Genomic DNA, 18,468 nt, shown 5'->3' with positions numbered 1-18,468 from the left:
GGGCGCAGCGCCATCAGCACATTACATCAGTTCGGGCACTTATAGACCTGGCCCGTCATCTGGCTGGCGGTCGGCACGAAGCTGGACAGCATACTCTGCGTTGGGCTGCTTACGCCGTAAATCACGTTGCCACCCATTGCCGCAGCCTGATTACGCAGGGCATTCGCCGCACCGCGCATTGAGCCACCTTCTTCGCCATGCTGCCCTGACATCCAGTTACTTTGCTCACCGGTTGCCGTGCCTAACAGCTGGCATTCAGTGCCAGGCTTATCTTCCACAAAGCGAACGCCCTGGCCCGCTGCCGACAGCTCATTGCTGGAGCTACACCCCGCCAGCAGCAGTGCTGCCCCTACAATCCCTGCACAGACTTTTACGCGCATGTTATTCCTCGTTTTCAATAAGCTGGACAGTAGTTGTCCGTGTGTAAATCTTATACCTAAAAGATGACCAAAAGAAAAACGTTGAGCAATTCTGCGGGCCTGATTCCAGTCATCCCTTCCCTGATATCCTAAATGAATTCTGATATTGGCCTTTGGGATATCGTGTTTTCTTCTCCGATCGTTTTTAGTGATGCGACGTACAACTTTTGTACGCAACGAAAAGGAGGTTACATGAGTGCATCATCCTCAGGAGAGGAAAGAGTGACGTGGGTGGGCTATCTGGCGTTTGTGCTGACCATCGTTTTTTTCTCCGGTTTTTTCGCAAAAAGCACCGACTGGTGGCGCGTGCTGGACTTTACCGTCTTAAACGGCAGCTTTGGCCCGGTTAACGGCGCCCTGACGTTTCGCGGAACGGGCGGAACGGGGGCGAAAGACGGTTTCCTGTTTGCCCTTGAGCTGGCTCCCTCGGTCATTTTATCGCTCGGTATTATTGCCGTGACCGAAGGTCTGGGCGGGCTGCATGCCGCGCAGCAGCTTATGACGCCTGTTTTACGTCCGCTGCTTGGTGTGCCGGGCGTTTGCTCCCTGGCGCTGATTGCCAACCTGCAAAACACCGATGCGGCGGCAGGGATGACCAAAGAGTTAACCGATGAAGGCGCGATTACGGACCAGGAGCGCGCTATTTTCGCCACCTTCCAGACCAGCGGTAGCGCCATCATTACCAACTATTTTTCTTCCGGTGCCGCGCTCTTCACCTTCATTACCGTCCCGGTGATTACGCCGCTGGCCGTCATTCTGGTGTTTAAGTTTGTTGGCGCGAACGTCCTGCGCCTGTGGATCGCCCACATGGAAAATCGTCTTCAGGAGGAAGAACATGATCGCCCAGCCGCGTAAAAATATCATGGATATGTTTATTGATGGCGCCCGCCGCGGCTTTACCATCGCCACCACCAGCCTGTTGCCGAACGTCGTCATGGCGTTTGTCATCATTCAGGCGCTCAAGGTCACCGGCCTGCTGGATATTGTCGGCAAACTATGTGAGCCGATTATGGCGCTGTGGGGCCTTCCGGGCGCGGCGGCAACGGTTCTTCTGGCCTCGGTGATGAGTATGGGGGGCGGCGTGGGCGTCTGCGCCAGCCTGGTCGCCGCCGGCACGCTCAACGGCCACGATGCTACCATCCTGCTGCCCGCCATCTATCTGATGGGCAATCCGGTGCAAAACACCGGCCGCTGCCTGGGGACCGCCGGGGTGAACCCAAAATATTATCCGCATATTATTACTCTTTGCGTCATTAATGCCCTGATCTCGATGTGGGTGATGCAGCTACTCTTCTGAGGAGATAAAAATGGATTTTTCAGTGCTGGCCCCCCACCTTTTCCGCAACGCGCATCTCTTCGCTCCGGAGGATAAAGGACGTTGCGATCTGCTGATCGCTGCGGGGAAAATCGTGGCGATCGAAAAAGCGAGCCAGGGAACAACGAGGCCAGACTGCCCGGAAAGCGATCTCGCCGGGGCGGTGGTTTGCCCGGGGTTTATCGACCAGCATGTGCATTTGATCGGGGGCGGCGGTGAGGCAGGCCCTCACACCCGTACGCCAGAGGTTCGCCTGTCTGCACTCGTGGCCGCAGGCATCACCTCCGTTGTGGGCCTGCTCGGCACCGACGGCGTAACCCGCCATCCTGAATCGCTGCTGGCAAAAACGCGGGCGCTCGAACATGAAGGGATCAGCGCATGGATGCTGACGGGCGCGTACGGGCTGCCTTCACCGACAATCACCGGCAGTGTCGAAAAAGACGTGGCGCTGATAGACAAAATTATCGGCGTGAAATGCGCAATCTCTGACCACCGTTCTTCCGCGCCAGCAGACCACCAGCTCGCCAGTATGGCTGCCCAGTCTCGCGTAGGTGGGCTGTTGGGTGCCAAAGCGGGCATATCCGTGTTTCACCTCGGCAACAGCCCAAAGCTGCTGGAGCCGCTATTAAGCATCCTGCATAACGCCGACGTTCCCCGCGTAAAACTGCTGCCAACCCACGTTAACCGCGCCCGGGCGCTGTTCCATGCCGCGCTGAACTATGCCCGCGAAGGGGGCTTTATCGACATCACGACCAGCATCAGCGAACCGATTGACGCCGCCAGCGCCATCGTGATGGCCCGCGAGGCTCAGGTGCCGTTTAACCGGCTTACGCTCAGTTCTGACGGTAACGGCAGCCAGCCGAAATTTGATGAGAGCGGCAATCTGGTGGGTATAGGCGTAGCGGGGTTCGAATCCCTGCTCGAAACCCTGCAACAGCTGGTCAACCGACATCAGTTGCCGCTGGAAGAGGCGCTTCTTCCGTTTACGCAAAACGTGGCGGCGTTTCTCGGTCTGGAACATAAGGGACGGATCGCGCCCGGATGCGATGCCGATTTCCTGGTGCTGACGGATGACCTGCAGATCCGCGACGTCTGGGCCAAAGGGCGCCAGATGGTGCGTGAAGGTGCCGTGTGCGTCAAAGGGACTTTCGAATAGCACGCAATAAAAAACCCCGGGCATTTCTGCCCGGGGTTCGTTCTGAGAGGTTCAGAACAACATGATTACATCATGCCGCCCATTCCGCCCATGCCGCCCATACCAGCAGCACCTAAGTCAGGCGCATCGCCTTTTGGCAGGTCGGTCACCATGCACTCGGTGGTGATCATCAGACCAGCAACAGAGGCCGCGTACTGCAGAGCAGAACGGGTCACTTTAGTTGGGTCCAGGATACCGAAGTCGATCATGTTGCCGTATTCTTCGGTTGCAGCGTTGTAACCGTAGTTACCTTCGCCCGCTTTAACCTTGTTCGCCACTACAGATGGCTCTTCACCGGCGTTAGACACGATCTGACGCAGAGGGGCTTCCATTGCGCGCAGCGCAACTTTGATACCAACGTTCTGGTCTTCGTTCTGAGCAGTCAGGCCAGCCAGTTTAGCGGCAACGCGCACCAGCGCAACGCCACCACCCGCAACCACGCCTTCTTCTACCGCAGCACGGGTCGCGTGCAGGGCATCGTCAACGCGTGCTTTTTTCTCTTTCATTTCAACTTCGGTCGCAGCACCAACTTTGATTACCGCAACGCCGCCTGCCAGTTTCGCTACGCGCTCCTGCAGTTTTTCACGGTCGTAATCGGAAGTCGCTTCTTCGATCTGCTTACGGATCTGACCTACGCGGCCCTGAATAGCGGCTTCTTCACCCACGCCATCGATGATGGTGGTGGTGTCTTTGTTGATCACAACGCGTTTCGCCTGACCCAGGTCTTCCAGGGTCGCTTTTTCCAGCTCCATACCGATCTCTTCGGAGATGACGGTACCGCCGGTCAGGGTAGCGATATCCTGCAGCATCGCTTTACGACGATCGCCGAAGCCTGGTGCTTTAACCGCAGCCACTTTCACAATGCCGCGCATGGTGTTAACCACCAGGGTCGCCAGCGCTTCGCCTTCAACGTCTTCAGCGATGATAACCAGCGGTTTGCCTGCTTTCGCAACGGCTTCCAGCACTGGCAGCATTTCGCGGATGTTGGAGATTTTCTTGTCAGCCAGCAGGATGAACGGGCTTTCCAGCTCAACAGCGCCAGTCTCTGGCTTGTTGATGAAGTATGGGGACAGGTAACCGCGGTCGAACTGCATACCTTCAACCACGTCCAGTTCGTCTTCCAGACCGGTACCGTCTTCAACGGTGATCACGCCTTCTTTACCGACTTTATCCATCGCTTCCGCGATCAGTTTACCCACGGTTTCGTCGGAGTTAGCGGAGATGGTACCTACCTGAGCAATGGCTTTAGAGTCAGAGCACGGTACGGACAGCGCTTTCAGTTCTTCAACAGCGGAGGCGACAGCTTTGTCGATACCACGTTTCAGATCCATTGGGTTCATGCCCGCCGCAACGGCTTTCAGACCTTCGGTGATGATAGCCTGCGCCAGAACGGTCGCGGTGGTGGTACCGTCGCCTGCAGCGTCGTTCGCTTTAGAGGCAACTTCTTTCACCATCTGCGCGCCCATGTTTTCGAACTTGTCTTCCAGCTCGATTTCACGTGCTACAGAAACACCATCTTTGGTGATGGTTGGCGCGCCGAAGGATTTATCCAACACTACGTTACGGCCTTTCGGGCCCAGGGTCACTTTAACTGCATCTGCCAGTACGTTTACGCCGCGGAGCATTTTTACACGAGCGTCGTTACCGAATTTTACGTCTTTAGCTGCCATGTTCTTATTTCCTCAAATTCTCGTGCGTAAATTACGCTTCAACAATTGCCAGAATGTCGCTCTCGGACATGATCAACACTTCTTCATTGTCGATCTTCTCGGATTTCACGCCGTAGCCATCGTTGAAAATTACGATGTCACCAACTTTAACGTCCAGCGGCTGCACAGTTCCGTTTTCCAGGATGCGGCCCTTACCGACAGCGATGATTTCGCCACGCGTTGATTTGGCTGCTGCAGAACCGGTCAGAACGATGCCGCCAGCAGACTTGGTTTCAACTTCTTTACGTTTGACGATCACACGATCATGTAACGGACGAATACTCATTGATAGCTCTCCTTTGAGAAAGTCATTATCAGTTATGGATGACGCCGGCCCGCATGCGGTTTTCCGACTAGTGCCCTGAGAGATGGGGATAGCTTTTTACCCCTTCAAGGGGGAGTTGAAAAAAAAATTTGCGAAAGTGTTACCATCGCCTCTCTTTTGGTATTGGCAGGGCGATGTCAATGAGTGGACTCAAGCAGGAGTTGGGGCTGGCGCAGGGTGTTGGCCTGCTCTCAACCTCCTTGTTAGGTACGGGCGTGTTTGCCGTACCCGCACTGGCGGCGCTGGTGGCAGGAAATAACAGCCTGTGGGCGTGGCCGGTGTTGATTGTACTGGTTTTCCCGATAGCCATTGTGTTTGCCATCCTGGGGCGGCATTTTCCCAGCGCGGGCGGCGTGGCGCACTTTGTCGGCCTGGCCTTTGGCGCACGGCTGGAGCGAGTGACCGGCTGGCTGTTTCTCTCCGTGATTCCGGTTGGCCTCCCGGCGGCGCTGCATATTGCGACAGGTTTTGGGCAAGCGCTGTTTGGCTGGCATCATGAGCAGCTGTTGCTGGCCGAGCTGGGGACGCTGGCAATCGTCTGGTGGGTGGGCTCACGCGGCGCCAGCTCCAGCGCCAACCTGCAGACGCTGGTTGCGGTACTGATTGTCGCGCTTGTGGCCGCTATCTGGTGGGCGGGCGATATCACCTTAAAGGAGATTCCCTTCCCGGCGGTAACAGACATCGACCACGCGCAGCTTTTTGCCGCGCTCTCCGTCATGTTCTGGTGTTTTGTCGGTCTGGAAGCCTTTGCCCATCTGGCGTCGGAATTTAAGCAACCTGAACGTGATTTCCCCCGCGCGCTGATGATCGGCCTGCTGCTGGCGGGTACGGTCTACTGGGCATGTACCGTGCTGGTGTTGCACTTCCACGCGTTCGGCGCGGATCTCGCCGCCGCGGCATCGCTGCCGGGTATCGTAGTTGAACTGTTTGGTGTGAAGGCGCTGTGGATCGCCTGCGTCATCGGCTATCTGGCCTGTTTTGCCAGCCTCAACATTTATATCCAGAGCTTTGCCCGTCTGGTGTGGTCGCAGGCTCTGGATAAACCTGATAACCGCCTCGCGCGCCTGTCTAAACGCCAGCTGCCGCTGAATGCCCTGAATGCCGTACTGGGCTGCTGCGTGCTGAGTACGCTGTGCATTTACGCCCTGAAGATCAATCTGGATACGCTGCTCGTCTATGCCAACGGCATTTTTATTATGATCTACCTGCTGTGTATGCTGGCGGGCTGCCGTTTGCTGAAAGGCCGTTATAAAGCACTGGCGGTTGTTGGGGGGCTGCTGTGCCTGCTGTTGCTGGCGATGGTGGGATGGAAGAGCGTGTATGCCATCGTCATGCTGGCGGTGTTGTGGCTGGCGCTTTAGTAGGCCCGGTAAGCGAAGCGCCACCGGGCAACAAAATCACCGATCGTCTTTGTGATCCAGACGGTCGTGCTGTTCATCCTTACGCTGATATTCCCCTTCAAACGTGTCGCCTGGCCCGGTGCTGAACCCACCGCCGGGCATACGGCTAAAGCGCAGATGCGGCAGCAGCTTCATGGTCAGGTGCTTTTGCACCGGCGGCAGAAGCAGCAGAAGGCCGAGGAAGTCGGTGAAGAACCCAGGCAGAATCAGCAGCAGCCCCGCAATAATCAACGACACGCTTTTGATCATCTCTTCCGCTGGGCTTTCGCCTGCGGCCATCTTCTGCTGCATTATCAGGAAATTTTTGAAACCCTGATTACGCACCAGCGACATACCGATGACGGAGGTGAAAATCACCAGAATCAACGTCAGCAGGACGCCCAGCACATGGGCAACCTGGATGAAAATGGAAATCTCAATGTAAACATAGAGAAAGAAAGCAATAAACGGTATCCAGCGCACTGGCATCTCCTGTGTGGCAGAGGCCATCGGGCCCCTGTCTGAATGTGTTCGCGACGCGCGTTTGTATGAGATGGTGACGGTTAGCGAAAATTCAATCAGTTTGCACGGATATTTTTTTTGGAAATATTAAAGCGGTGACCCATTTCACAGATTAATAATTATCATGGAATCGGCTCGATAATAAGTGATCCAGCTTACGGCAATTCGCTATCATCAGCATATGATCTCGAGCATCTGGCTGATTGAGGGAATAATCGTCGGCCAGAAAATATTCAAAACCACATAAATACTGTGTGTTTAGTACAATCCATCGGCAGCTTGAAAAGAAGGTTCACATGTTAAACAACATTCGTATCGAAGAAGACTTGTTGGGTACCAGGGAAGTTCCAGCGGATGCCTACTACGGTGTCCACACTCTGAGAGCGATTGAAAACTTCTACATCAGCAACAGCAAAATCAGTGACATCCCTGAGTTTGTTCGTGGCATGGTGATGGTGAAGAAAGCCGCAGCCCTGGCCAACAAAGAGCTGCAAACCATTCCTAAAAGCGCGGCAAATGCGATTATCGCGGCCTGCGATGAAGTGCTGAACAACGGCAAATGCATGGATCAGTTCCCGGTTGACGTCTATCAGGGCGGCGCGGGCACCTCCGTCAACATGAATACCAACGAAGTACTGGCAAACATTGGCCTGGAGCTGATGGGTCACCAGAAAGGTGAATACCAGTACCTGAACCCGAACGACCACGTCAACAAATGCCAGTCCACCAACGACGCCTACCCAACCGGCTTCCGTATTGCGGTGTATGCCTCCGTGGTGAAACTGGTGGATGCGATCAACCAGCTGGGCGATGGCTTCCAGCGTAAAGCGGTTGAGTTCCAGGACATTCTGAAAATGGGTCGTACCCAGCTGCAGGATGCGGTGCCGATGACCCTCGGTCAGGAATTCCACGCGTTTAACGTACTGCTGAACGAAGAGACCAAAAACCTGCTGCGTACCTCCGAGCTGCTGCTGGAAGTGAACCTGGGCGCCACCGCTATCGGTACGCGTCTGAACACCCCGGATGGCTATCAGCAACTGGCGGTACAGAAGCTGGCTGAAGTGTCCAACCTGCCGGTTGTGCCTGCAGAAGACCTGATTGAAGCGACCTCCGACTGCGGCGCCTACGTCATGGTACACAGCGCGCTGAAACGTCTGGCGGTGAAACTGTCCAAAATCTGTAATGACCTGCGCCTGCTCTCTTCCGGTCCGCGCGCTGGCCTGAATGAAATCAACCTGCCAGAACTGCAGGCGGGTTCATCCATCATGCCGGCCAAAGTGAACCCGGTCGTGCCAGAAGTAGTGAATCAGGTTTGCTTTAAAGTCATCGGTAACGATACGACCGTAACCATGGCCTCTGAAGCGGGTCAGCTGCAGCTGAACGTGATGGAGCCGGTAATTGGCCAGGCGATGTTTGAATCTATCCACATTCTGACCAATGCCTGCTACAACCTGCTGGAAAAATGCATTAACGGCATCACGGCTAATAAAGAAGTTTGTGAAGGTTATGTCTATAACTCCATCGGGATCGTCACCTACCTCAACCCGTTCATCGGCCACCACAACGGCGACATCGTCGGTAAGATTTGTGCCGAAACCGGTAAGAGCGTGCGTGAAGTAGTGCTGGAGCGCGGGCTGTTGACCGAAGCCGAGCTGGACGATATCTTCTCGGCCCAAAACCTGATGCACCCGGCATATAAAGCGAAACGATATACCGATGAAAGCGAACAGTAACCGTTCAGGCTAGGCTTCTTAAGGCACGTCACTTGTGACGTGCCTTTTTTCTTTTTAGGCGTTACCAAAATACAACAATTCAATATCAACTTGTTAATAAGCAAGGCAGGTCCTTATGTTTGGAGCAGAACTCGTCATCGTCTTGTTGGCGATTTATTTGGGAGCACGACTCGGGGGTATCGGCATCGGTTTTGCCGGCGGTCTTGGAGTGCTCGTTCTTACCCTTATCTTTCAGATTAAACCCGGCGCTATCCCGTTCGATGTTATCGAAATTATCATGGCTGTTATTGCCGCTATTGCCGCCATGCAGGTGGCAGGCGGTATGGACTACCTGGTAAGCCTGGCGGAACGCATGCTACGCCGCCACCCTAAATACATTACCTTCCTTGCTCCGCTGGTGACCTGGTTTATGACCATTCTCGCCGGTACTGGCCACACCGCTTTCTCCACGTTACCGGTGATTACCGAAGTGGCGAAAGAACAGGGTATCCGTCCATCGCGTCCGCTCTCTATTGCGGTCGTCGCGTCCCAGATCGCCATTACCGCCTCGCCGATTTCCGCGGCGGTGGTCTTCTTCGCCGGTATCCTGGAGCCGATGGGCGTGAGCTACCTGACGCTGCTGGCGATTTGTATCCCGGTGACGCTGATTGCGGTGATGATTACCGCTGTGCTGTGCAACTTCCTCGGCGCTGAACTGAAAGACGACCCGGTTTATCAGGAGCGTCTGGCAAAAGGTGAAGTGAGCCTGCGCGGCAGCCAGGTCTTCGAACTGAAGCCACATGCGAAACGCTCCGTGCTGCTGTTCCTGATTGGGATTGTCGCCGTCATGTTCTATGCGACCGCCATCAGCGATACCGTGGGGCTGATCCAGAACCCGGTCCTGCCTCGTAACGAAGCGATTGTGGTGTTCATGCTGACCATCGCAACGCTGATTAGCATCACCTGTAAAATTGATACCAGCGAAGTGCTGAACGCCAGCACCTTCAAATCCGGTATGAGCGCCTGCGTGTGCGTGCTGGGTGTGGCGTGGCTCGGTGATACCTTCGTGAAAGCGCACATTAGCGACATTCAGACCGTAGCAGGCGACCTGCTGCATAACTACCCATGGCTGCTGGCGGTCGTGCTGTTCTTTGCGGCTACCCTGCTTTACTCTCAGGCAGCGACCACCAAAGCGCTGATGCCTGCGGCTCTGATGCTGGGCGTCACCCCGTTAACCGCTATCGCCTCGTTTGCTGCTGTTTCTGCCCTGTTCGTGCTGCCTACCTACCCAACCTTGCTGGCGGCCGTTGAGATGGACGACACAGGCTCAACCCGTATCGGTAAGTATGTGTTTAACCATGCGTTCCTGATCCCGGGCGTGGTCGCCATTTCACTCTGCGTGATCCTCGGCTTTATCATCGGTGGCGTGGTGCTGTAAACCGTTCCCGGTTGTAAAAATAGTTAAAATCGGGCCGCTCTGCGGCCCGTTTCATTAATGACCAACCGCCTTGCGTGATATAGTGAAACCTTTCGTGATGAGGAGGTCGACTTGTGAACACGCCTGATGCCGTTGTCGTACTGTGTACCGCCCCTGATGAAGCCTCTGCCCAGGATCTCGCCGCCAAAGTGCTGGCCGAAAAACTGGCAGCCTGCGTCACGCTCCTCCCCGGCGCGACCTCTCTTTACTACTGGGAAGGTAAGCTGGAGCAAGAGTACGAAGTCCAGATGTTGCTCAAAACCAATCTGGCGAATCAGCAGGCACTCCTGGACTGCCTCAAATCTCATCATCCTTACCAAACCCCGGAGCTGCTGGTCCTGCCAGTGGTTCATGGCGATAACGACTATCTCTCATGGCTCAACGCTTCCTTACGCTGATCCTGCTGCTGTGCAGCACATCAGTATTTGCCGGGTTGTTTGACGCGCCCGGCCGTTCGAACTTCATTCCTGCCGATCGGGCGTTTGTTTTCGATTTTCAGCAAAACCAGCATGACCTTACGCTTAACTGGCAGGTGAAAGAGGGCTATTACCTCTATCGCAAGCAGGTAAGCATTACGCCTGCTCAGGCCAGCGTGGGCGCTTTACAGATGCCCTCTGGCGAGTGGCATGAAGATGAGTTTTACGGCAAAAGCGAAATCTATCGCCAGCACCTGAGCGTGCCTGTTACGGTGAATCAGGCGGATAAAGGTGCGACCCTGACGGTGACCTATCAGGGGTGCGCGGATGCCGGATTCTGCTATCCGCCTGAAACAAAGGTGGTTCCGCTTAGTGAAGTGAAAGCCTCTGCCACGGTTCCCCCTCTTCCTTCAGGCGAGAAGCGTGAAGCTCCCGCTGACCTTCCGTTCTCCGCGCTGTGGGCCTTGCTGATCGGTATCGGCATTGCCTTTACGCCGTGCGTGCTGCCGATGTATCCGCTCATCTCTGGCATTGTGCTGGGCGGCAAACAGCGCCTTTCCACCGCCCGCGCGCTGCTGCTGGCCTTTATTTACGTGCAGGGTATGGCGCTGACCTACACGGCACTCGGCCTTGTGGTCGCCGCTGCCGGGTTGCAGTTCCAGGCCGCACTTCAGCACCCTTATGTGCTGATTGGCCTGTCGGCGATATTTATCCTGCTGGCACTGTCGATGTTTGGCCTGTTCACGCTGCAGTTACCGTCAACTCTGCAAACCCGCTTAACGCTGATGAGTAATCGCCAGCAGGGTGGTTCGGCAGGCGGCGTGTTTATGATGGGGGCCATCGCCGGACTGATTTGCTCCCCTTGCACCACCGCACCGCTGAGCGCCATCCTGCTCTATATTGCCCAGAGCGGCAATCTGTGGCTTGGCGGCGGTACGCTGTACCTTTACGCGCTGGGCATGGGCCTGCCGCTGATTCTGGTTACGGTTTTCGGCAATCGACTTCTGCCGAAGAGCGGCCCGTGGATGGAGACGGTGAAAACCGCATTTGGTTTTGTGATTCTGGCGCTGCCGGTGTTCCTGCTGGAACGCATTACGGGTGACGTATGGGGCTCTCGCCTGTGGGCGATGTTCGGTGTAGCGTTCTTCTCCTGGGCGTTTATCGTCAGTCTGGGGGCGAAAAAAGCGTGGATGCGCCTGGTGCAAATCCTCCTGCTCGCCGCCGCGCTGGTGAGCGTGCGTCCTCTTCAGGACTGGGCGTTCGGCTCGCCGGTCGGCCAGACGCAGGCGCATCTGAACTTCATCCAGATTAAGAACGTTGATGAGCTCAACAGCGCGCTCGCACAGGCAAAAGGCAAGCCGGTGATGCTCGATCTCTTTGCCGACTGGTGCGTCGCCTGCAAAGAGTTTGAAAAATACACCTTTAGCGATCCTCAGGTACAAAACGCCCTGAAAGAGACTGTTCTGCTCCAGGCGAACGTAACCGCCAATAATGCGCAGGATAAGGCTCTGCTGAAGCAGCTTAACGTGCTCGGGCTGCCAACCATCCTGTTCTTCAATCAACAGGGGCAGGAGCAGCCAGAACAGCGTGTAACCGGCTTTATGGATGCCGCGGCATTCAGCGCGCATTTGCGCAATCGCCAACCGTAAACAACACTGTAAACGTAACACACCGTTGGGAATAGCGGAGGAGACAACCGTGCAACGCGAAGACGTACTGGGACAAGCCCTGCAATTACTTGAGATTTATGGGATCGCCAGCACCACGCTTGAGATGGTAGCCGACCGTATCGATTACCCCCTGGATGATCTTAAGCGCTTCTGGCCGGATAAAGAGGCGCTCGTTTATGATGCTCTACGCTATCTCAGCCAGCAGGTTGATATCTGGCGCAGGCAGCTGATGCTGAATGAAGAGCTGACTGCGGAACAAAAGCTGCTGGCGCGCTACACCGCCCTGACGGAATGTGTCAGCAACAACCGCTATCCGGGCTGCCTGTTTATTGCGGCCTGTACGTTCTATCCCGATCCCGACCATCCTGTCCACCAGTTGGCGGATCAGCAAAAACGGGCAGCGCATGACTTCACTCACGAGCTGCTGACCCGTCTTGAAGTGGATGACCCGGCAATGGTGGCGAAACAGATGGAGCTGGTGCTGGAGGGCTGCCTGAGCCGCATGCTGGTGAACCGTAGCCAGGCCGACGTGGATACGGCGCACCGACTGGCGGAAGATATTCTGCGCTTTGCTCAGTGCCGTATGGGTGGGGCATTGACGTAAGCGAGCCTGTTAAATTTGCCCTATTCGACGCGTAAACCATCAGATTGCCGCAAAGTTAAGCAATTGAACAGCTTTTCCCGAAATAATGTTGACGATAAGGCGCGATTGCGGTTTAATGCGCTCCGTTGCCCGGATAGCTCAGTCGGTAGAGCAGGGGATTGAAAATCCCCGTGTCCTTGGTTCGATTCCGAGTCCGGGCACCACTATTTAAAGAACCCAGCCTATGGCTGGGTTTTTGCTTTTCTGCGTTTATAAATCCCTTCTTTAGTATTCTTGCTTCTTTTTACCGTGGGATCGTGCGGTCTGCCATGCCCGGTGGCGCTGCGCTTACCGGGCCTGCAGGTTTTGTCGGCCGGATAAGGCGAAGCCGTCATCCGGCATGTTTTCTGGCGTGCAAAGCAAAAAACCCCGCACCTTACGGTACGGGGTTCTTCTAATTGATGCCTGGCAGTTCCCTACTCTCACATGGGGAGACCCCACACTACCATCGGCGCTACGGCGTTTCACTTCTGAGTTCGGCATGGGGTCAGGTGGGACCACCGCGCTAAAGCCGCCAGGCAAATTCTGTTTAATCTGTATCAGGCTGAATTTTGATTGTTCGTCTCTTCGCCAAAACATCTTCGGCGTTGTAAGGTTAAGCCTCACGGTTCATTAGTATCGGTTAGCTCAACGCATCGCTGCGCTTACACACCCGACCTATCAACGTCGTCGTCTTCAACGTTCCTTCAGGAGACTTAAAGTCTCAGGGAGAACTCATCTCGGGGCAAGTTTCGTGCTTAGATGCTTTCAGCACTTATCTTTTCCGCATTTAGCTACCGGGCAGTGCCATTGGCATGACAACCCGAACACCAGTGATGCGTCCACTCCGGTCCTCTCGTACTAGGAGCAGCCCCCCTCAATTCTCCAGCGCCCACGGCAGATAGGGACCGAACTGTCTCACGACGTTCTAAACCCAGCTCGCGTACCACTTTAAATGGCGAACAGCCATACCCTTGGGACCTACTTCAGCCCCAGGATGTGATGAGCCGACATCGAGGTGCCAAACACCGCCGTCGATATGAACTCTTGGGCGGTATCAGCCTGTTATCCCCGGAGTACCTTTTATCCGTTGAGCGATGGCCCTTCCATTCAGAACCACCGGATCACTATGACCTGCTTTCGCACCTGCTCGAGCCGTCACTCTCGCAGTCAAGCTAGCTTATGCCATTGCACTAACCTCCTGATGTCCGACCAGGATTAGCTAACCTTCGTGCTCCTCCGTTACTCTTTGGGAGGAGACCGCCCCAGTCAAACTACCCACCAGACACTGTCCGCAACCCGGATCACGGGTCTACGTTAGAACACCAGCCATTAAAGGGTGGTATTTCAAGGACGGCTCCACGCAGACTGGCGTCCACACTTCAAAGCCTCCCACCTATCCTACACATCAAGGACCAGTGTTCAGTGTCAAGCTATAGTAAAGGTTCACGGGGTCTTTCCGTCTTGCCGCGGGTACACTGCATCTTCACAGCGAGTTCAATTTCACTGAGTCTCGGGTGGAGACAGCCTGGCCATCATTACGCCATTCGTGCAGGTCGGAACTTACCCGACAAGGAATTTCGCTACCTTAGGACCGTTATAGTTACGGCCGCCGTTTACCGGGGCTTCGATCAAGAGCTTCGCGTTGCCGCTAACCCCATCAATTAACCTTCCGGCACCGGGCAGGCGTCACACCGTATACGTCCACTTTCGTGTTTGCACAGTGCTGTGTTTTTAATAAACAGTTGCAGCCAGCTGGTATCTTCGACTGATTTCAGCTCCACCCGCAGGGGCTTCACCTACATATCAGCGTGCCTTCTCCCGAAGTTACGGCACCATTTTGCCTAGTTCCTTCACCCGAGTTCTCTCAAGCGCCTTGGTATTCTCTACCTGACCACCTGTGTCGGTTTGGGGTACGATTTCGTGTTACCTGATGCTTAGAGGCTTTTCCTGGAAGCAGGGCATTTGTTACTTCAGCACCGTAGTGCCTCGTCATCACACCTCAGCGTTAATAAGGTACCGGATTTACCTGGAACCTCCGCCTACATGCTTAAACCGGGACAACCGTCGCCCGGCTAACATAGCCTTCTCCGTCCCCCCTTCGCAGTAACACCAAGTACAGGAATATTAACCTGTTTCCCATCGACTACGCCTTTCGGCCTCGCCTTAGGGGTCGACTCACCCTGCCCCGATTAACGTTGGACAGGAACCCTTGGTCTTCCGGCGAGCGGGCTTTTCACCCGCTTTATCGTTACTTATGTCAGCATTCGCACTTCTGATACCTCCAGCATGCCTCACAGCACACCTTCAACGGCTTACAGAACGCTCCCCTACCCAACAACACATAGTGTCGCTGCCGCAGCTTCGGTGCATGGTTTAGCCCCGTTACATCTTCCGCGCAGGCCGACTCGACCAGTGAGCTATTACGCTTTCTTTAAATGATGGCTGCTTCTAAGCCAACATCCTGGCTGTCTGTGCCTTCCCACATCGTTTCCCACTTAACCATGACTTTGGGACCTTAGCTGGCGGTCTGGGTTGTTTCCCTCTTCACGACGGACGTTAGCACCCGCCGTGTGTCTCCCGTGATAACATTCTTCGGTATTCGTAGTTTGCATCGGGTTGGTAAGCCGGGATGGCCCCCTAGCCGAAACAGTGCTCTACCCCCGAAGATGAATTCACGAGGCGCTACCTAAATAGCTTTCGGGGAGAACCAGCTATCTCCCGGTTTGATTGGCCTTTCACCCCCAGCCACAAGTCATCCGCTAATTTTTCAACATTAGTCGGTTCGGTCCTCCAGTTAGTGTTACCCAACCTTCAACCTGCCCATGGCTAGATCACCGGGTTTCGGGTCTATACCCTGCAACTTAACGCCCAGTTAAGACTCGGTTTCCCTTCGGCTCCCCTATACGGTTAACCTTGCTACAGAATATAAGTCGCTGACCCATTATACAAAAGGTACGCAGTCACACCACAAGGGTGCTCCCACTGCTTGTACGTACACGGTTTCAGGTTCTTTTTCACTCCCCTCGCCGGGGTTCTTTTCGCCTTTCCCTCACGGTACTGGTTCACTATCGGTCAGTCAGGAGTATTTAGCCTTGGAGGATGGTCCCCCCATATTCAGACAGGATACCACGTGTCCCGCCCTACTCTTCGAGTTCACAACCTGTGCATTTTCGTGTACGGGACTGTCACCCTGTACCGTGCGACTTTCCAGACGCTTCCACTAACACACAAGCTGATTCAGACTCTGGGCTGCTCCCCGTTCGCTCGCCGCTACTGGGGGAATCTCGGTTGATTTCTTTTCCTCGGGGTACTTAGATGTTTCAGTTCCCCCGGTTCGCCTCGTTAACCTATGTATTCAGTTAACGATAGTGCAACGAATTGCACTGGGTTTCCCCATTCGGACATCGCCGGGTCAAAGGTTCATATCACCTCGCCGGCGCTTTTCGCAGATTAGCACGTCCTTCATCGCCTCTGACTGCCAGGGCATCCACCGTGTACGCTTAGTCGCTTAACCTCACAACCCGAAGATGTTTCACTTCTGATTGCGAAAATTTGAGAGACTCGAACACACCATTAAGATGTGTCGTTTCAATTTTCAGCTTGATCCAGATTTTTAAAGAGCAAATATCTCAAACATGACTCGTAAGTCAGTTTTGAGATATGACGGCAGGTGACTTTCACTCACGAACCAGCAAGTGGCGTCCCCTAGGGGATTCGAACCCCTGTTACCGCCGTGAAAGGGCGGTGTCCTGGGCCTCTAGACGAAGGGGACACTGAAGTCTCAATCGCAAGACGCCTTGCTATTTACTTTTCATCAGACAATCTGTGTGAGCACTGCAAAGGCAGGTTCTTTAAGGTAAGGAGGTGATCCAACCGCAGGTTCCCCTACGGTTACCTTGTTACGACTTCACCCCAGTCATGAATCACAAAGTGGTAAGCGCCCTCCCGAAGGTTAAGCTACCTACTTCTTTTGCAACCCACTCCCATGGTGTGACGGGCGGTGTGTACAAGGCCCGGGAACGTATTCACCGTAGCATTCTGATCTACGATTACTAGCGATTCCGACTTCATGGAGTCGAGTTGCAGACTCCAATCCGGACTACGACGCACTTTATGAGGTCCGCTTGCTCTCGCGAGGTCGCTTCTCTTTGTATGCGCCATTGTAGCACGTGTGTAGCCCTACTCGTAAGGGCCATGATGACTTGACGTCATCCCCACCTTCCTCCAGTTTATCACTGGCAGTCTCCTTTGAGTTCCCGGCCGGACCGCTGGCAACAAAGGATAAGGGTTGCGCTCGTTGCGGGACTTAACCCAACATTTCACAACACGAGCTGACGACAGCCATGCAGCACCTGTCTCAGAGTTCCCGAAGGCACCAATCCATCTCTGGAAAGTTCTCTGGATGTCAAGAGTAGGTAAGGTTCTTCGCGTTGCATCGAATTAAACCACATGCTCCACCGCTTGTGCGGGCCCCCGTCAATTCATTTGAGTTTTAACCTTGCGGCCGTACTCCCCAGGCGGTCGACTTAACGCGTTAGCTCCGGAAGCCACGCCTCAAGGGCACAACCTCCAAGTCGACATCGTTTACGGCGTGGACTACCAGGGTATCTAATCCTGTTTGCTCCCCACGCTTTCGCACCTGAGCGTCAGTCTTTGTCCAGGGGGCCGCCTTCGCCACCGGTATTCCTCCAGATCTCTACGCATTTCACCGCTACACCTGGAATTCTACCCCCCTCTACAAGACTCTAGCCTGCCAGTTTCGAATGCAGTTCCCAGGTTGAGCCCGGGGATTTCACATCCGACTTGACAGACCGCCTGCGTGCGCTTTACGCCCAGTAATTCCGATTAACGCTTGCACCCTCCGTATTACCGCGGCTGCTGGCACGGAGTTAGCCGGTGCTTCTTCTGCGGGTAACGTCAATTGCTGAGGTTATTAACCTCAACACCTTCCTCCCCGCTGAAAGTACTTTACAACCCGAAGGCCTTCTTCATACACGCGGCATGGCTGCATCAGGCTTGCGCCCATTGTGCAATATTCCCCACTGCTGCCTCCCGTAGGAGTCTGGACCGTGTCTCAGTTCCAGTGTGGCTGGTCATCCTCTCAGACCAGCTAGGGATCGTCGCCTAGGTGAGCCGTTACCCCACCTACTAGCTAATCCCATCTGGGCACATCTGATGGCAAGAGGCCCGAAGGTCCCCCTCTTTGGTCTTGCGACGTTATGCGGTATTAGCTACCGTTTCCAGTAGTTATCCCCCTCCATCAGGCAGTTTCCCAGACATTACTCACCCGTCCGCCGCTCGCCGGCAAAGTAGCAAGCTACTTTCCGCTGCCGCTCGACTTGCATGTGTTAGGCCTGCCGCCAGCGTTCAATCTGAGCCATGATCAAACTCTTCAATTTAAGTTTGATGCTCGTGAATTAAACTTCGTAATGAATTACGCATGTTCACTCAGAGACTTGGTATTCATTTATTGTCCGAAGACATTAAGAATCCATGTCACTTTGAGTGCCCACACAGATTGTCTGATAAATTGTTAAAGAGCAGTGCAACGCGGCTTTCGCTCACCGTTGCGAGGTGGCGTATATTACGCTTTCCTCTTTCAGAGTCAACCCGTTATTTCAGGATTTTTTCTCTTCAACCGAACCGCTTGTTGTGTGAAGTGATTCACATCCGCCGTGTCGATGGAGGCGCATTATAGGGAGTT

The 18,468-nt window shown here is 54.7% G+C and carries 13 protein-coding genes, 2 tRNA genes and 3 rRNA genes; 10 read left to right on the top strand and 8 right to left on the bottom strand.

Going from position 1 to position 18,468, the window contains the following annotated elements; translation table 11 throughout:
- Positions 1-26: 26 nt before the first annotated feature.
- Positions 27-380 carry a DUF4156 domain-containing protein gene (locus ACMGGQ_RS00090; RefSeq protein ID WP_045909554.1) on the bottom strand — a complete coding sequence of 118 codons (354 nt, stop codon included), beginning with the start codon at positions 378-380 and terminating at the stop codon, positions 27-29.
- A 231-nt stretch (positions 381-611) separates the two neighbouring features.
- Here ACMGGQ_RS00090 and ACMGGQ_RS00085 point away from each other — a divergent pair, with 231 nt between their 5' ends.
- From ACMGGQ_RS00085 to iadA, 3 genes are read left to right on the top strand one after another with little or no spacing between them, the layout of a single operon-like run.
- Positions 612-1,274 carry a nucleoside recognition domain-containing protein gene (locus ACMGGQ_RS00085; protein WP_420289434.1) on the top strand — a complete coding sequence of 221 codons (663 nt, stop codon included), beginning with the start codon at positions 612-614 and terminating at the stop codon, positions 1,272-1,274.
- Positions 1,255-1,716 (top strand): YjiG family protein, encoded by a 462-nt coding sequence (locus tag ACMGGQ_RS00080; RefSeq protein WP_045909556.1) that lies wholly within the window; start codon positions 1,255-1,257, stop codon positions 1,714-1,716. The genes ACMGGQ_RS00085 and ACMGGQ_RS00080 overlap by 20 nt, the downstream gene beginning before the upstream one ends.
- Before the next feature lie 10 nt (positions 1,717-1,726).
- Entirely contained in the window at positions 1,727-2,890 is a 1,164-nt protein-coding gene (gene iadA, locus ACMGGQ_RS00075) for a beta-aspartyl-peptidase (protein ID WP_420289433.1), read from the top strand.
- Between the two features lie 65 nt (positions 2,891-2,955).
- On the opposite strand, the gene groL is transcribed toward iadA, so the two are convergent.
- Together groL and ACMGGQ_RS00065 are read right to left on the bottom strand one after the other, a co-directional pair.
- Positions 2,956-4,599 (bottom strand): chaperonin GroEL, encoded by a 1,644-nt coding sequence (gene groL, locus ACMGGQ_RS00070; protein ID WP_008502946.1) that lies wholly within the window; start codon positions 4,597-4,599, stop codon positions 2,956-2,958.
- Positions 4,600-4,630: 31 nt separating this feature from the next.
- Positions 4,631-4,924: a co-chaperone GroES gene (locus ACMGGQ_RS00065; RefSeq protein WP_003855929.1), complete on the bottom strand. Its 294-nt coding sequence runs from the start codon at positions 4,922-4,924 to the stop codon at positions 4,631-4,633.
- A gap of 179 nt (positions 4,925-5,103) precedes the next feature.
- On the opposite strand from ACMGGQ_RS00065, the gene yjeH reads away from it, so the two are divergent.
- The gene (gene yjeH / locus ACMGGQ_RS00060; protein ID WP_420289432.1) at positions 5,104-6,324 is read left to right on the top strand and encodes an L-methionine/branched-chain amino acid transporter; all 1,221 of its coding nucleotides are present in this window, start codon (positions 5,104-5,106) and stop codon (positions 6,322-6,324) included.
- 36 nt (positions 6,325-6,360) lie between these two features.
- Here yjeH and ACMGGQ_RS00055 read toward each other — a convergent pair whose 3' ends face one another.
- On the bottom strand, positions 6,361-6,825 hold the full coding sequence (locus ACMGGQ_RS00055; RefSeq protein WP_023616652.1) for an FxsA family protein: 465 nt from the start codon (positions 6,823-6,825) through the stop codon (positions 6,361-6,363).
- A gap of 335 nt (positions 6,826-7,160) precedes the next feature.
- On the opposite strand from ACMGGQ_RS00055, the gene aspA reads away from it, so the two are divergent.
- From aspA to ACMGGQ_RS00025, 6 genes are all read left to right on the top strand, one after another.
- Positions 7,161-8,597: an aspartate ammonia-lyase gene (aspA, locus tag ACMGGQ_RS00050; RefSeq protein WP_003855923.1), complete on the top strand. Its 1,437-nt coding sequence runs from the start codon at positions 7,161-7,163 to the stop codon at positions 8,595-8,597.
- Between the two features lie 115 nt (positions 8,598-8,712).
- Entirely contained in the window at positions 8,713-10,014 is a 1,302-nt protein-coding gene (locus ACMGGQ_RS00045; protein WP_024907357.1) for an anaerobic C4-dicarboxylate transporter, read from the top strand.
- A 113-nt stretch (positions 10,015-10,127) separates the two neighbouring features.
- On the top strand, positions 10,128-10,451 hold the full coding sequence (gene cutA, locus ACMGGQ_RS00040; protein WP_014168278.1) for a divalent cation tolerance protein CutA: 324 nt from the start codon (positions 10,128-10,130) through the stop codon (positions 10,449-10,451).
- The gene (locus ACMGGQ_RS00035) at positions 10,427-12,118 is read left to right on the top strand and encodes a protein-disulfide reductase DsbD (RefSeq protein ID WP_420289431.1); all 1,692 of its coding nucleotides are present in this window, start codon (positions 10,427-10,429) and stop codon (positions 12,116-12,118) included. Before cutA ends, ACMGGQ_RS00035 begins: the two co-directional genes overlap by 25 nt.
- A 49-nt stretch (positions 12,119-12,167) precedes the next feature.
- On the top strand, positions 12,168-12,743 hold the full coding sequence (locus ACMGGQ_RS00030) for a transcriptional regulator (protein WP_021240733.1): 576 nt from the start codon (positions 12,168-12,170) through the stop codon (positions 12,741-12,743).
- Between the two features lie 127 nt (positions 12,744-12,870).
- Positions 12,871-12,946, top strand: a tRNA-Phe gene (locus ACMGGQ_RS00025).
- 239 nt (positions 12,947-13,185) lie between these two features.
- On the opposite strand, the gene rrf is transcribed toward ACMGGQ_RS00025, so the two are convergent.
- The 4 genes from rrf to ACMGGQ_RS00005 all read right to left on the bottom strand — a co-directional run bounded on the left by rrf (position 13,186) and on the right by ACMGGQ_RS00005 (position 18,163).
- A 5S ribosomal RNA gene (rrf, locus tag ACMGGQ_RS00020) occupies positions 13,186-13,301 on the bottom strand.
- A gap of 72 nt (positions 13,302-13,373) precedes the next feature.
- Positions 13,374-16,278, bottom strand: a 23S ribosomal RNA gene (locus ACMGGQ_RS00015).
- Positions 16,279-16,460: 182 nt separating this feature from the next.
- Positions 16,461-16,536, bottom strand: a tRNA-Glu gene (locus ACMGGQ_RS00010).
- An 85-nt stretch (positions 16,537-16,621) separates the two neighbouring features.
- Positions 16,622-18,163 (bottom strand): 16S ribosomal RNA (locus tag ACMGGQ_RS00005).
- The 16S, 23S and 5S rRNA genes sit together here with 1 tRNA gene alongside, the layout of an rRNA operon.
- Positions 18,164-18,468 lie beyond the last annotated feature (305 nt).

It is taken from the genome of Enterobacter sp. BNK-13 (assembly GCF_048685015.1).
GTDB classification, from domain to species: domain Bacteria; phylum Pseudomonadota; class Gammaproteobacteria; order Enterobacterales; family Enterobacteriaceae; genus Enterobacter; species Enterobacter quasiroggenkampii.
Note: the sequence above shows the minus strand (reverse complement) of the source record. Positions and strands in the feature narration are given on the sequence as shown.